The following is a 15,058-nucleotide window of genomic DNA, read 5'->3' on the forward strand; positions in this document are numbered from 1 at the left end:
CTTGTCGTATCAAGTGATTGCGTATTATATAGATTTTTAAAAATTTGTCAAGAAAAAATTTTAAAAATATAGATATTTTTTTAAAATTTTAAAAATTTTATAAAAAATCAATAAGTTAAAATAAAAACCAAAACACCGCTGTCAAGGATTGACCATGAACCAAAAAGTTCAAGGCGGGCGAATTAATGTTGTTTTAGGTTTCCCGATACATCAAAAGATGCGGGCATACACACCACAACAAAAAGTCATCACCCTATAAGTGTGATTATCGGCTCAGGTGTATGCTTGACTGGCGAGTGTTTCAGTGGTCGCCATTGTACGACAATTTCATCAAAATTTCAAGGTGCGATAAAATTGTAAATTTTTAGGAGTTTGGGTGCTTTGGGCGGTGCTAAATGGGGGTATTTTGTGATAAAATGAATAGGATTTTAATGGTTTTTAAGGATTTTATCATGAAAAAAATTCCCCATGTTTTGATGATTTTGGACGGTGTTGGACATCGTGAGGATACACAAGATAATGCTGTTTATACCGCTTCCACGCCCAACCTAGACAGTCTGTTGGCAAGCTGTCCAAATGGGCTGATTAGTACATCTGGACTTGATGTGGGTTTGCCTGATGGTCAGTTTGGTAACTCCGAAGTTGGACACATGAATCTGGGGGCGGGACGGATTTTGTACCAAGATTCTACCAAAATTAGCAAAGAGATTATTGATGGTGATTTTTTCAACAACGAAGTACTGATAAAGGCGATTGATGATACGATAGTCAATGAAGGGGCGGTGCAGGTCATTGGACTGCTGTCTGATGGGGGTGTGCACTCGCACCAAGACCATATCTATGCTACTTGCCGTCTGGCATTAGAACGAGGGGCGAAGCAGGTATTTGTTCATGCCTTTTTAGATGGGCGAGACACCGCCCCAAAATCTGCTGATGGCTACATTGACCAATTACAAAATAAATTTGATGAATTAAATCAAGCATTTGATGGCGAAGTGAAACTGGCAAGCATGGTTGGGCGGTTTTTTGCGATGGATAGGGATAACCGTTGGGAGCGAGTGCAAAAAGCCTATGATTTATTGACCATTGCCAAAGCTGAGCATGCCCATGATGATGGCTTAACCGCTTTAACGCAAGCTTATGAGCGTGGTGAAACGGACGAATTTGTTGAGCCAACCATCATTGATGATAACGGCGTGATTGCTGATAATGATGGCGTGATTTTTGTTAATTTTCGTGCTGACCGTGCCAGAGAGCTATCCAACGCTTTTGTGATGGCGGATTTTGATGGTTTTGAACGTAAATCAACCCCCGAGTTGTCCGCCTTTGTTACCATGACCAAGTATTCGGATATTTTGGAAAGTAATCCCAAAGTCAGCATTGCTTATAAGCCCATTTCCCTAAAAAATACGCTGGGCGAATATTTGCAAAATCAAGGCAAAACTCAGCTTCGTATCGCCGAAACTGAAAAGTACCCTCACGTGAGTTTCTTTTTTAGTGGAGGGCGTGAGGAGTTATATGAGGGTGAAAAACGTATTTTGGTCAATAGCCCCAAAGTCAAAACTTATGATGAAAAGCCAGAGATGAGTGCTTTTGAAGTAACTCAAAATGTGGTTGATGCCATTTTGTCAGGCGAATTTGACACCGTTATCCTAAACTATGCCAATGGCGACATGGTGGGGCATACAGGAGTGTTTGAGGCGGCGGTCAAGGCGGTAGAGGCGGTGGATGTCTGTATCGGCAAGGTGGTTGAAGCGGTGCGTGCCATGAATGGACATCTACTTATCACGGCAGACCATGGCAACTGCGAGCAAATGCAGGATTATGAGACAGGACAGGTGCATACCCAACATACCACTTATCTTGTGCCGTTTATCTATGTAGGTAACAAATCGGTGAACGTGCGTGAAGGCGGACGATTGTGTGATGTGTCGCCGACCATTTTGGATTTGATGGGTTTACCAAAACCTAGTGAGATGACGGGTGAGAGCCTTTTGGTGGTGTAAGATGAAATTGAAAAAAGCATTACTTGTGGCAATGTTGGCGGTGGTATTCTCAACCCATGCCGATGCAGGTTGGTTTGATAAAAAAAACAACAACCCCCCAACGCAGGAAGTTACGACCAAAGTTGTTACTACAAATGATCTGGGTTTGACAGCACTAGATAGTGAACCAAATATGTTGCATGGCATTGATGGACTTCATCAAGGGCGTGTGCCATTGGGAGCGGTATCGCCAAATACTCTAAAAACCTTTGTGTCGGTGGTGGATTTGGTGCGTCGTGATTATGTCAAAGATGTCAATGATGAAAAGCTGTTTGAGTATGCCATGAGTGGTATGCTTACCAAACTTGACCGTAATGCAGGGTTTTTGGATCAAACAGCTTATGCCAATCTTAAATCTTTTACCGAAGGTAATATTGCTAATGTTGGTTTGACCGCTTCTTGGCAAGAAGCAGAAGCTCACTGGGTGGTAACTTCTGTAGGTAGCCAGTCACCTGCAAAAAAAGCAGGTATTGATGTGGGGGATTATTTGCACCAAATTGGTGATATTAAATTGGGGGTCGGTCAATCAGAAAATGACATTACCCAGTTGCTTAGCGGTATCGCAGGTACGCAGGTGGATGTGGTATTTTCTAAGGCAGGACGCTCAAAACGTACTGTCAGTATTCAGCGTACAGAGATGATTAAGGCAAGTATTGAAACCATGATTTATGATGGGGTTGCCATCATCAAGTTGCCCGTTTTTCAAGACAATACTCGCCAACAAATCCTAGATAGTCTTGCTCAGTCTTCTACTCCCATTTCTGGTGTTATTTTAGATGTTCGCAACAATCCAGGGGGCGTGCTAGAATCCGCCCGAGATGTGGTGTCGTTGTTTGTGCGGGGACAGCAAGTAGTGCAGGTGATGGGTCGTAATGGTTTAGAAAGAGTAATTTCCACCGAAGGTTCACCTTTGTTGGCAGAGTTGCCTGTGATGGTACTCCAAAATCGCTATTCGGCTTCTGCCTCCGAAGTGTTGGCAAGTAGCCTACAAGCCCAAAATAAAGCCCTGATAGTGGGCGAAAGGAGCTATGGCAAAGGTTCGGTACAATCAGTCATACCCATTGGCGATAGTAGCCAAGCCGTCAAATTGACTACTGCTCATTATCTTACGGCAAATGGTGATGTGATTGACGGGGTGGGGGTTGTGCCTGATGTTGCTTTTGACATACAAGAGCGTGTTGTGCCAACTGAAGTCATTCAAGATACATGGCTAAAACAAGCATTGACAATCATGGAACAAAAGAAACTGCCTAAGGGGATTAAATTTGACCCTGTGGGTGGATTTTGATGTGTGGGGCATACCCACTCTTTATAACATTATTGACATTTAGCCATAATTTAGAAATCAAGATGGCGTTTTTACATTAAAAATGGCTAAATCTTGTGGCTTGAAGACAAAAACTTGTCTGATAGAATGACCATCACATTAGTCTACGTTTTTTTTCTAAAAATGTGCAATTTGTACTTAATTCACATCAAAATCACACAAAAAACCACTTCACCCTAAGCCAAGCCTTTGGGTGAAGTGGTTTTTTGTTATGGTTTGAAGTTTGCCACAAACAAAAACCTTTGTTTGTTTTTGAATAGAAGTTACTATACCTCATTTTAAATTGTAAATACAAAAGGTGGAGATATCCCAAAAAAGACTTGCCATACAGCAAGTCTTTTTGTTAGGTTATTCGTCATCTTCGGTATCGTTATCCAGCCCCAATTTTGATAAACGATAACGAAGTGAGCGAAAGCTCATGCCTAGCAGTTTGGCGGCCAGTGTTTTGTTGCCTCCCGCTTGGTGCATGGCGGTGGTGATGAGTTGTTTTTCCTGTTCTAATAAATAAGCTTCCAAACCTTCTTCTGGTAATGTTTGTTCGCTTGGGTGTGATTGTTTTTGTGTGCCATAGTTGGCAGTGCCACTGATTTGTAGACCTACTTTTTGGGCAGGCTTATTTTCTTTGATAAGGGGTTGGGGGGCATAGGTGGGGCGGTTGTCGTGATAAGGAGAGATTTTTTGGGAAAAACCTCCACCTGTTGTTGTTGCTAAGGCAGGATTTAGTACCAAAATTGGCTCTTCCTCAAAAATCAATGTTTCTACTTCACTGTCTTCTGTCCATGTAAGATGGTGAATGTCTGACTCTTTGGGTTCTGCCATATCTTTGGAGATTTGAAGTTCTTTTTTAATTTCTTCTGTTTTTTCGGGGGTGATGGCTTCAAGAGATAAATGCTCACCATCAATCTCACTACCTTCACTCATGGTAACAGCACGCTCCAAGATGTTGCGAAGCTCTCGCACATTGCCTTTAAAATCATGATAGGTCAAAGCGTCAATAGCATCATCGGTGAGAGTAAGTGGGTCTAACCCCCAATCTTTGACAATCATGTCCAAAAAATGACGGGCAAGCATAGGTATGTCATCACGGCGGTCATTGAGAGCAGGCAGTTTAACCTCAATAACATTGATGCGGTAAAATAGATCTTGACGAAATGCCCCTTTTTGTACCAAATCCGCCAAATCTTTGTGCGTAGCACATACGATGCGAATGTCCACAGGGACTTCTTTGGTGTCGCCGATGGCACGCACGGTTTTTTCTTGGATGGCACGTAGAAGTTTGACCTGCATGGCAAGTGGTAAATCCGCCACTTCGTCCAAAAACAACGTACCGCCATCAGCTTGTTGGAATAGACCGATTTTGTCGCTTGTTGCTCCTGTGAAACTGCCCTTTTTGTGTCCAAAAAATTCGCTTTCCATGAGTTCAGAAGGTATTGCACCACAGTTGACAGGAACAAAATTACCACTGCGACGCGGACTTAGGTCATGGATAAGTCGTGAGACAACTTCTTTGCCTGTGCCAGAACCACCCCACAAAAATACAGGAGCTTGGGAGCGAGCGAGTTTTTTGATGGTGGTGCGAAGCTGACGCATTGGGCGAGAATCGCCAATAAGTCGTTCATCAAGCAAGATATCGTCATTGCTTTTTTGTGGTGGTGTTGTGTCTGTTGTGGGTGTTTCTGATTTGATGGTGGTTTTTTTGGGTGGTTGGGCACGGTTGGCACGAATGTCAGCACGAGCTTTTAGGGCGGATTCCACCAAAGCACGTAGGCGTGGCAACTCTAAGGGTTTATTAACAAAATCAAATGCACCAAGTTTTAGGGCTTCGATTGCTACGGTTTCATCACCATGTGCAGTGATGACAGCAACAGGGGTATCTGCCTTTTGGGAGAGTAATTTGACAATCTCAAATCCAGAACCATCAGGCAGTGCCAAATCCGTCAAACAAAAATCATAGGTATTTTCTTCTAGTAGCTCACGAGCCCGATACAAATCATATGCTACATCACAAGTAACGCCCATTTTGGTGAGTGTGATTTGCATAAGACGGCATAGGTCGGCTTCATCATCAATGACTAGGGCAGTTGGTTTATTTGACATATGCTGTTTTACACCTTAGGACTTACTTTACTTGCCTTTATTATAAAACATTTTTTGCCAAAACCCAAAATTTTACTTCATATTATCCAAATGTGGCAATGATACATGGTCTTTACTGGACTGCACAAGCAGGGGGCGTGTAACGTGTTGACCATTGTTTGCCATTGGGATTGATGGTACACGTCCAAAGACCATCATTGCCTCTAGCCATGATGATTTTGACACCTTGTATGCCTGTGTAGGCATTTTTACCAAAGGTGGCAGTTAGTGTTTTAAAATTGCCACCTGTATTGTCAACATCGGCAGTATAGATAAGATTTGAGTTGAGGTTGTCTTGATCAATGCCGATGTATTCATGTAAGGTATTGTTGATGGTTTGACCGTCTTCGGCAGGTTTCATGGTGGGGAGTATGCCATTGGACAGTAGTGAATCAATGACTGTGCGTGTGCTACTTAGTTCATAATGGACACGCTGAACCTGAGCTTTGATGACGTAGTCTTGATACATGGGTAGAGCAATCGCTGCCAATATACCGATGATGGCGATGACAATCATCAATTCAATCAGAGTAAAGCCTTGTTGTACATTTGTTTTCATGACGTTGTTCCTAGACGATAAAACGGCAACAAATGTTATGTGCCGTTTTTTTTGTATGCGTGTTGCTACAAAGGGGTAAATGATTGTGATAAAAACACAATTCTTTGCTATAATAAAAAGCAATTTTCATACCAAGATTGTAATTTTATGGTAACAATAAGTAAACAACTCGTTTTATCTAAGCTGAAAGCTGGCTTGATTCATTTTTTGATTTCTTTATCCATTTTTGGTCTAGTGTTGGCGTGGGTATGGTTTGTGGCTTATCCTGATGTCTATTTTACCATGGCAGGGGCGGTACAGGGTCTGACGCTTGTTTTTTTGGTGGATGTGGTGTTGGGGCCTTTACTTTCATTTTTGGTGTATAATCCTAAAAAGCCCAAAAAAGAAATCTTTTCTGATTTTGCCATTATTGGTTTGGTGCAAGTAGGTGCATTGCTTTATGGGCTAAATACGTTATACCAAGAACACCCCAAGGCGGTGGTGGTTTATCATAAAAGTTCTGCTACGGTATTTAATAAACGAGAGTTAGATGAGGTTGCCAATTTTAATCTTAACGGTGATTATAGCAAATGGGGTGAGTTGCCTGTGGCTGTTTATTCGCCGAGTGTTTCAAGGCAAGCACCTTACCAAACATTATCAAACTCACTTAATATTATCCAAGAAACTGACAAAATTACTCGTCCAAGCCTTAGTGCTGATGATAAAGCAACGTTGGAAAATTTAGAAAAAACACACGGCAAACTTTATGTCATCGCTGTGTTGGCAAAATATAACGGAGCATATTTTGCATTGAATCAAGAATTGCAATTGGTTGCCAAATTTGGTGAAAAGCCAATATCCTAAAAAAACCACCTTTAAGGTGGTTTTTTTTGGTTTAGCTTTTTACTTTAAAATGTAGCCAACTAACCTGTTGCCAATGAATATAAGGGTGAATGGGGTTTCTCATCATAACAGGAGGCATATGGTCGCCCACCACAATGACTTCTACGCCTGCCATCTCTGGGCGTTTGATGAGTTCGCCCAAATCATCAAAAAACTGGGTATGGAGCATGAAGTTGTTGCAAATATCCCCCTTAGGCAAACCATGCTTATCGCAGTCTAAGCGATGGTTGCGAATGTCTTTTTTGGGATAGCTGGCGTGGCTTGTGAGTGTCAACCAATAAAAAAATAATTTGTCATGACTGGCGAATTTTTGAGCAACCACATCAAACATCTCGCTGTCACAAATGCCATTAAAAGCAGAACAACGTTTTTTGTCGTTATGCTGTTCAGCAAAAATGGTTTCTTTAAAACCTAATTTGGGGTACAAAAAATTCCGCTCATAAATTTGACTAAATCCTGAGTGCATGCCAATGGCGTGATACCCCAGTTTGGTCAAGTGGTGGGGTAAACAGTCTTTGAATACTGTATCATCTACTTTGCTAAACGCATAGCCTCCATGCAGACTAAGCCGACAAAGCTCACGCAATTCACCCTCAACGGTCGCCCCCGATGCGTCAAAATAACCTCGCTCGATAAACTCAAAATTATCTTTTTGGGCATAGATATTTGCCAACATATCATCAGTAACGCTCTCTTTACGAGCCACGCCCCATGATTCAGCGACGATGAATAATACTCGGTTGGCATTGGTTAGGTGGTGAGAGGCATTTTCAATGTCAGCACTGAGGGGCTTGATGGTGGGAATGTTGCTAAAATGCTTTACAAATTCGCTGTCCGCCATCCAACGATAGCGTTTGTATTGGCTGTGTATCACAAAAAAGTCTGACTGGGCAAAACGGTCGCCTTCTACGTCTACATAACGTATGTCATTAAATTTTTGATACATCAAAAAACCAAACAAAGCGATGGTGAGTACATAAAACCAATCACGTTTTTGGGTAAAAAGGCGTTTGCTAATTTTTGTCATCAAAATAGGCATGAGTGCTAAATAAAGTGCTACCAAACCCACAAGTACCATGTAACGCAAAGGAGCATTGACCAAAAATGGGGCAAGCGAGAGCATGGCAGAAATATCCAAAAATGGAAATAACTGCATACTAAGCATCATGACATCAATAAAAATGGCGATGATAAAAGCTAATATGCCAAGCCATTTTAAAAAGCGGTTTGGCATAACAAATAAAATACATGCCACAAAATAATCAATGTTAATCAAGGGGCGAGCCAAACCCACAAAATACGCCCCCACCAGAAAAAACACGTTGGGTGCAAGTAATAACAAAAAAGCCCAAATGAACTTTTTGTAGTGAAGCTTGGGAAGTTTGTAGTCACGATTGAGCCATGAGGGGGGATTGGGTGAGGTCATAAGTCTAAACCTATTAAAATACGTGGTTTTTTATTTAAAAGTCATTAAAATATCACACCCCTACCTTTTGACGTATCATGTTTGCCATATCCAAGACGCTCATGGTGTCATTTAGGGTAAGTACTCCATAACTGTCCGAACGAAAAGCTCGGTCTATTTCAAGCACGACATGGGTTAAATTACCAACTGGCAAAAACGACACTTCCACGCTATTTAAGCCAAAACCACGCCCTGCGTATTCAAATTCTTGGTAACACCCAAAACTTGACCGTCCATAAGGGGTGTTAAGATAACCAAGCTCTACATCGGATTTGACAAGATGAAAACCCACCTTTGACATTGCATCCAAGAAGCGTGACATGATGGGTGTGGGTGTGGTGTGAATGGGGTCTTTGTCCGAGCTGTCCAACGTACGTGCCACATCCACATCAGTATGTAGCCATAGGCGAGTATTGTTGTGATGGGGGTAGCTGATGTGTGTGATGGGTGTTTCGGCAGACAAGGTCAACTCAAAAGGCAACACAATTTGGTCGTTGGCAGGAACGATGAGTTGATTTGCCAAACGTACCGAGCCTAAGGTGTGAGCTTTGGTAAAATCCCCATCGTCGGTGTCTTGTTCGGCGATGGTGATAAGATGTAAATTGACATGATTGACTGTTTTGTCGTGTTTGGTTCCCTTTATGGTAACTGTGCCTTTTAGAGATGTGCCAACCATACAGCTTTCTTGATTTAGGCGAGTATCTACTTTGAGTGTGTCAAGTCCTAAGGTGTTTTTGAGTGAGTCAAACATGGTGTTTTCCTTATAAAATTTGGTATTGTTAATTAAATGAGGTTTAGAGCAAACTGTCCGCCTTAAACTAAGTTTAAGAATGATTTTTTATTTATGGTTTAACAAACTTACCACAAACGAAAAACTCTGTACATATTACTACCTAACAATGCCAAAAATTTCATCATAAAATAAAATTCGCCCAATATCAAGTTTTTATCAAGCCTTTTTATACTCGGTCAAATCCACCACCACATCACAATAATAACGAGTTAAATCATGGTCGTGGCTTACCATGATGAGTGTGCAATTTTGGCTTTGGCAGGCTTGTGTAAGTAGGTCAAGTGTGGTTTTTTGGGTAATTGGGTCTAGGCGGTTGGTTACTTCGTCTGCAAAGAGTAGTGCAGGTTTCATAAGCAATGCCCGCATGATGGCAATGCGTTGGAGTTCGCCCCCTGAGACGTGTTCACTTGTGCGGTTTAATAACTCTGGCGACAGTTGCAATGCCTCCATGAGTGGGGCGATTTGGCTTTTGTCAAGGCGGTGGCGTTTGATGATATCATCAATGAGCGTACCAAGTTTGACTGAGCTAGCAAAGGCGGACGGCGGGTCTTGGTAGAGTTTTAGGACTTGGTGGCGGGCGGGGGTTTTGTACCAATGTATCCCCCCTTTACTTGGGGCAAGTAGCCCACATAAAGCGTCTCCAAGTGAGCTTTTGCCAATACCACTATCACCGATGAGTCCCACCGCTTGCCCTTCGTACAAATCAAGCGTTAGTCCAGAAAATAACTCCTTGTTACCACGACTGATGGCAACATCATCAAGGCGTAATAGTGCTTTGTCAAAGGTGCGTGCGTTGCCCTTGACCCATGTGGCGGGGTTGGCACGAATAAGCTCTTTGGTGTAGTCGGACTGTGGGGTGGTGAGTACGTCTTTGGCACGCCCTTGCTCCAAAAGTTTGCCTTTTTTCATCACCATCAGCATATCATCATCACCGCTTAGGTGGCTGGCTATCTCAATGTCGTGGGTGATGACAAGCAGTGAGCCAGCATTTTTGGCGACTTGCCCAAGCATATTTGCAACGATGAGTTTGTTGGTGTGGTCAAGCCCTTTGGTGGGTTCGTCTGCAATGACGATGTTTGCTCCCAAAATGGTAGCAGCGGCAAACGACACTCGCTGTGCCATACCTCCTGACAGTTCGTGGGGGTAGTGATGTTTAGCGTGGGTAAGAGCAAGCTTACCAAGCAGGTTGTTGGCTTGGGCAAGGGCGGTGGTTTTGTCCAGTTTTTTTACCAAATACAAACTTTCGGCGACTTGGTTTTGGGCGGTCATGGTGGGGTCAAGCGAACGCACAGGTTCTTGGGGGAGCATGGCAAGTGTTTTGCCCCATAGGGGACGAAATTTGGCAAGGTTAATTTCACCTTGTTCGTGCAAGGTTTGACCGTTGATGATGATAGAACCTGTTACGGTCAGCTCGTTTGGCAAATCGCCCATGATGGCATTAGCAAGTAGGCTTTTGCCTGAACCTGTTTCTCCCAAGATGATGAGGTTTTGACCTTGTGCGATGGCAAAGCTGACAGGCTCAACAAGCACTACACCACTACGAGTGATGACGGATAGGTCTTTGATTTGGATTAGATTTTTATTGTTCATGTTGTTTGCCTGATAAAAGTTGAAAACTTAGCACCAGTAAAAATACCGTAATGATGGGCAAAAAGAACACGAGCGGAGCTTCATAATAATAAGGAAAAAGTTCCGTCATCATCAGCCCAAGCTCGGCAATGGGTGGTTTTAAACCAACATTGACAAAGCCAAGCGTGGCAAGAGTCAACACTGCATTACCTGCTCCAAACGCCATGAGCGTCCACATCACGCTCATCAGGCGAGGCAGGTAGTGGCGTTTGATGATGTACCACAGCCCCATGTCCATGAGTGTGCTTGCTACCACTTCGGGGGCATGGCGTAGGTTTAGGCTCATGGCACGAGCCATTTTAAAAAATTCCACCCACATCACCAGCGATACGCCCAGATAAAGTGACCAAAAACTGTTTGGGGCGATGGATGCAAACAGCAGGATAAATAACAGACCCGGTAAAGCCATGATACAATCGCAAATAAAGCCCAAAATTTTATCCAAAATCCCCCCAAAAATCCCTGCCAGTAGCCCCAAACTTAGCCCAAAAGTGAACGACACACCCACCGACATCACAATAAGCCCAAAAGATAGGCGAATGGCAGATGTAAGCCGAGCGAGCATATCACGCCCCAGATGGTCTGTACCAAGTGGGTGTGTGGCGTTGGGGTTGGTTAGTACAGCATTTAAATCCTGTAATGCCATGTCATAAGGGCGAAATAGGGGGGTTAAATAGGCAAAACCAAGCAGAGCAAGTAAAATCAGCATGCCGATTTTTTGGGTGAGTGTGAGGTTTTTTAAAACAATCATGTTGCCCCCTAAGCCTGATAACGTGGATCAATGAGTTTGTTGAGTACGTCCACGATGGTGTTTAGCACAACGAACAATGCCCCCATGACGAGTGCTGAACCTTGTATCATCGGAATGTCTCGTGCGATGATGGCGTGAACGAGGGCGTGACCGATGCCCGGCCAAGCAAAAACACTCTCAACGATAACCACACCCTCAATCAGATAGATAAGTTGTACGCCATGATAGGCGACCACAGGAATGGCGATGTTGCGAATGCCATGTCGGTAAAAGGCTTGCCATGATGATAGACCCTTTAAGTGGGCAAAGTTATAAAATGTGGCATTTAGTACCGATAAAGTGGCTTTACGACATACTTGTACCGACACGGCAGATAATGCCAAAGCGAGTGTTAGGGCAGGCAGGATATAGTGAGTGGGTTTGCCATAGCCTGCCACAGGCAACCACCGCAGTTGTACAGCGAACAGTGTGATGAGTAAAATCCCAATGATAAAGGTGGGGGCAGAGCGTAGTAAGGTGGTCATAAACAAAACAACTTTATCTAAAACACCACCTTGTCGTACCGCACACAGCACGCCCACAGGCACACCAATAAACAGCGATATGATGAGAGCGACTATCGCCAAAGACAACGTATGCCCAAATTGGTGAGCGATTTCGCTCCATACACTCATGCCACTGACAAGTGAGTTGCCCAAATCAAGCTTTATAAGTTTGCCAAACCATGCCAGATACTGCTCATACCACACCAAATCTAGCCCCAATTCGGCACGAACAGCATCGGCGGAGCTGGCGGTAACTTGGTCGTAGCCATAGCGAGAGCTGGCGATGCGGTATGCCATATCACCTGGTAGGCTTTTCATGAGAACAAAGGTCAATGTCCCAACCGACCAAATGACGAGCAATAGCTGGATAAGTCTTGCGGTGAGTAGTTTTAACATGGTGTATTATTGTAAAATCAAATCGCACCATTATAAGGGGTGTTGGGAGTAAAGGCAAATGAAATGGTATATTATTTCTAAAATTGTTCTCATTAAATAAAACCCTACCACAGGCAGGGTTTTGATTGGGAGGTGTGGAATTTTATAGGCTTCTAGTCTGGCATAGTTTAGGTTACTAGTCTTAGGGCTATTATGATGGCGGTTTGGTATGCCCAATCAATTTTTTGTAGATGCTACCGCAGGGTCAAACATCTGGCTGGTCAAATCCTTAGTTGCCAAGCCACATTTAAAACAATAATGGTTAAAAGCACTTTTGCGAGTTTGGCAATTGGAGCAATGCTCAAACAAATGTATGCCACAATGCGGACAAAAATCCAAATCGGTATTGCCAAAGTCTAGTGTCCGCTCGCAACTTGGGCAAATGCTTCTAGCGATTTTGGCGTGGGCTTCATCATAATCCATTTGGGATTGGCGTTCACTGCTAGATAAGGCTTCTTCGGCACGTTTGCGTTCTAGATAGGCATTCATCGCACCGATGGCATATTTGCCAATAAATACCGTCATGATGATGCCCACGCCATAGCGAACATAACCCCCATAGTTGGGCAAGTATGGCACAAGTTCTACAAAAAACACAAAGGTTGCAAAAAATCCAAATCCCCATACAAACGGCCACGCATTCGTATGGCGATAACGGCGAAACAAAAACCACGCCAAAATCAGCAAAGGCAAAGTAATGACAAGCCGATACATAAATACCGTAAATTCAGTGCGATTGAGATACTTGTTGTAATCATTCATCGCATCTGCTTCCATCATGCTGATTTGGTTTTCAATGTTTTCAATGGTGTGTCTGCGGTCAAGCTGACGTTTTTCAATGGCTTCTAATTCGTGCTTTAACTTGCTTTCTTGGGCTTTTAATGTGTCAAGTTCACCTGTGCGTTTGATGACTTCGGGGTTTTGGTCGGACTGCTCGGTTACTGAGCGGGTTGCAAGCCAATTATCAAAGCTTTCACGAGCATTGGCATAGGTATCTTGCTGTGTGATTAGCTCATGGTTTTTTTGTTCCCATTCATGGTCAATGCCAAGTTTTTGGTTTTCGGCATCATCACGCTCGGATTGGAGTTTTTTGTAAGCAGAGTGGTCAGCGACAAAGTCCTCAATCGTGGTCTCGTTTGTGGTAAACATTGGCAAATCTGCCACCACTTTACTGCCAAGCCCAATCAAAAATCCTGCAAAGATAAATGACACTATCCATAAAAATATCCGAAACCATTTTTCAGGTTGGCGACCTGATTTGGTTTTGGCAGGTTTGGGCTTGGTGTAAGCTTTGGTGGTCATCATGCTCTCCAAATGATAATGAGAATAATAACACTAATCTAGCATAATTTGTGGGGATTTGATAATGGGGTTTTTGTTAATAAAACTCTCACATTTGTTATTGAAAAAGCGGTGGTTTGTTGATAATTTGCTCTTTACGTTATACCACCACGCCACTGACAATCTTAATCTTAATCTCATCGCCCACCTTGACCCCACTTGTGATGGGTAAATGTGCAATCAGTTCGCCTGCTTGGGTTTGTAATTGACAACGAAAATATCCGCCCTTAAAGCCGCAAAATACCACCTGTGCCGATACGCCCATATCGTCCAAATGTACATTTTCAGGGCGAATTAGGAGCGTGCTTGCGTTTGTGTCGTTGGTATTTTCGCAAACAATCTTGCCAATGGCGGTTGTTGCCATGCCATTTTGAATGTTTTGTATTTCAATCAATGCCCCATCGCCGATAAAACTGGCCACCATCTTGGTGTTTGGAAATTGATATAACCTTGTTGGTGTGTCCCATTGCTGTAATTTTCCGTCCGCCATCACGCCGATTTTGTCCGCCATTGCAAAGGCTTCTGCTTGGTCGTGCGTAACCAAAATGGCGGTGATGTTTTGCGATTTTAATAGCTCTCGCACTTCAAAAGACAGACTGGCTCTAAGCTCCACATCTAGGTTTGAAAATGGTTCGTCAAGCAAAATCAGCTTGGGCTTCATGGCAAAAACCCGAGCCAAAGCCACCCTTTGTTGTTGTCCACCTGACAACTCATGTGGATAACGGCGAGCAAAATCACCCATGCCCACCAATGACAAAAGCTCATCAAGGCGAGCTTGTTGTTCACTTTTGGCTAAGTGTTTGATACCAAAGCAAATATTGTCCGCCACCGTCAAATGGCTAAACAAAGCATAATCTTGGAACACCATGCCAACTTGGCGTAAATGTGGAGCAACCGCCTGTCTTGTCGTCCCATTAAACAGCTCCTTCTGGGCTAGGCGAATCTTACCAGCATTGGGCTGACAAAAGCCCATGATAGAACGCAAAACCGCAGTTTTGCCACAGCCTGATTGACCCAAAAGACAGCCGATGTCGCCTTGATTAAGAGTGAAAGATATGTCTGAAAAAATGGTTTTGTTGCCAAAGGCAACGGCTAGATTATCCACCGTCAAATGTGGGTTGGTTAAGTTTTCAGTTGGTAAAGTTGTCAT

At 43.3% G+C, this 15,058-nt stretch carries 12 protein-coding genes and 1 other RNA gene; 3 read left to right on the plus strand and 10 right to left on the minus strand.

The genetic code is table 11. The features are described from left to right. Positions 1-120: 120 nt before the first annotated feature. Positions 121-311: non-coding RNA, 6S RNA (ssrS, locus tag MOB01S_RS05600), on the minus strand. Between the two features lie 141 nt (positions 312-452). Between ssrS and gpmI the strand changes: the two genes are divergently transcribed. Both gpmI and MOB01S_RS05610 read left to right on the plus strand, forming a co-directional pair. Next, positions 453-2,006: a 2,3-bisphosphoglycerate-independent phosphoglycerate mutase gene (gene gpmI, locus MOB01S_RS05605; protein ID WP_066802516.1), complete on the plus strand. Its 1,554-nt coding sequence runs from the start codon at positions 453-455 to the stop codon at positions 2,004-2,006. Position 2,007: 1 nt separating this feature from the next. Next, positions 2,008-3,333, plus strand: coding sequence for a S41 family peptidase (locus MOB01S_RS05610; RefSeq protein WP_066802518.1), 1,326 nt, complete (start codon positions 2,008-2,010; stop codon positions 3,331-3,333). Between the two features lie 387 nt (positions 3,334-3,720). Here MOB01S_RS05610 and MOB01S_RS05615 read toward each other — a convergent pair whose 3' ends face one another. Continuing rightward, a complete protein-coding gene (locus MOB01S_RS05615; RefSeq protein WP_066802519.1) occupies positions 3,721-5,469 on the minus strand; it encodes a sigma-54-dependent transcriptional regulator in 1,749 nt (582 codons plus the stop codon). A gap of 112 nt (positions 5,470-5,581) precedes the next feature. Beyond that, entirely contained in the window at positions 5,582-6,067 is a 486-nt protein-coding gene (locus tag MOB01S_RS05620) for a pilin (RefSeq protein WP_066802520.1), read from the minus strand. A 195-nt stretch (positions 6,068-6,262) separates the two neighbouring features. Here MOB01S_RS05620 and MOB01S_RS05625 point away from each other — a divergent pair, with 195 nt between their 5' ends. Next, positions 6,263-6,910: a hypothetical protein gene (locus MOB01S_RS05625; RefSeq protein ID WP_169798124.1), complete on the plus strand. Its 648-nt coding sequence runs from the start codon at positions 6,263-6,265 to the stop codon at positions 6,908-6,910. 31 nt (positions 6,911-6,941) lie between these two features. On the opposite strand, the gene MOB01S_RS12675 is transcribed toward MOB01S_RS05625, so the two are convergent. The 7 genes from MOB01S_RS12675 to MOB01S_RS05660 form a co-directional block, all read right to left on the minus strand. Continuing rightward, positions 6,942-8,270: an alkaline phosphatase family protein gene (locus MOB01S_RS12675; RefSeq protein WP_218016071.1), complete on the minus strand. Its 1,329-nt coding sequence runs from the start codon at positions 8,268-8,270 to the stop codon at positions 6,942-6,944. A 157-nt stretch (positions 8,271-8,427) separates the two neighbouring features. After that, complete coding sequence (locus MOB01S_RS05635; protein WP_066802526.1) at positions 8,428-9,165, minus strand: sporulation protein; 738 nt, start codon at positions 9,163-9,165, stop codon at positions 8,428-8,430. Positions 9,166-9,363: 198 nt separating this feature from the next. Beyond that, the gene (locus MOB01S_RS05640) at positions 9,364-10,797 is read right to left on the minus strand and encodes an ABC transporter ATP-binding protein (RefSeq protein ID WP_066802528.1); all 1,434 of its coding nucleotides are present in this window, start codon (positions 10,795-10,797) and stop codon (positions 9,364-9,366) included. Continuing rightward, positions 10,787-11,587 carry an ABC transporter permease gene (locus tag MOB01S_RS05645; protein ID WP_066802530.1) on the minus strand — a complete coding sequence of 267 codons (801 nt, stop codon included), beginning with the start codon at positions 11,585-11,587 and terminating at the stop codon, positions 10,787-10,789. The genes MOB01S_RS05640 and MOB01S_RS05645 overlap by 11 nt, the downstream gene beginning before the upstream one ends. An 8-nt stretch (positions 11,588-11,595) precedes the next feature. Beyond that, positions 11,596-12,528, minus strand: coding sequence for an ABC transporter permease (locus MOB01S_RS05650; protein WP_066802532.1), 933 nt, complete (start codon positions 12,526-12,528; stop codon positions 11,596-11,598). 216 nt (positions 12,529-12,744) lie between these two features. Beyond that, a complete protein-coding gene (locus MOB01S_RS05655) occupies positions 12,745-13,869 on the minus strand; it encodes a zinc ribbon domain-containing protein (protein ID WP_066802534.1) in 1,125 nt (374 codons plus the stop codon). A 139-nt stretch (positions 13,870-14,008) separates the two neighbouring features. Continuing rightward, positions 14,009-15,058, minus strand: coding sequence for an ABC transporter ATP-binding protein (locus MOB01S_RS05660; RefSeq protein ID WP_066802536.1), 1,050 nt, complete (start codon positions 15,056-15,058; stop codon positions 14,009-14,011).

The organism is Moraxella oblonga NBRC 102422 (assembly GCF_001598275.1).
Lineage (GTDB): Bacteria > Pseudomonadota > Gammaproteobacteria > Pseudomonadales > Moraxellaceae > Moraxella > Moraxella oblonga.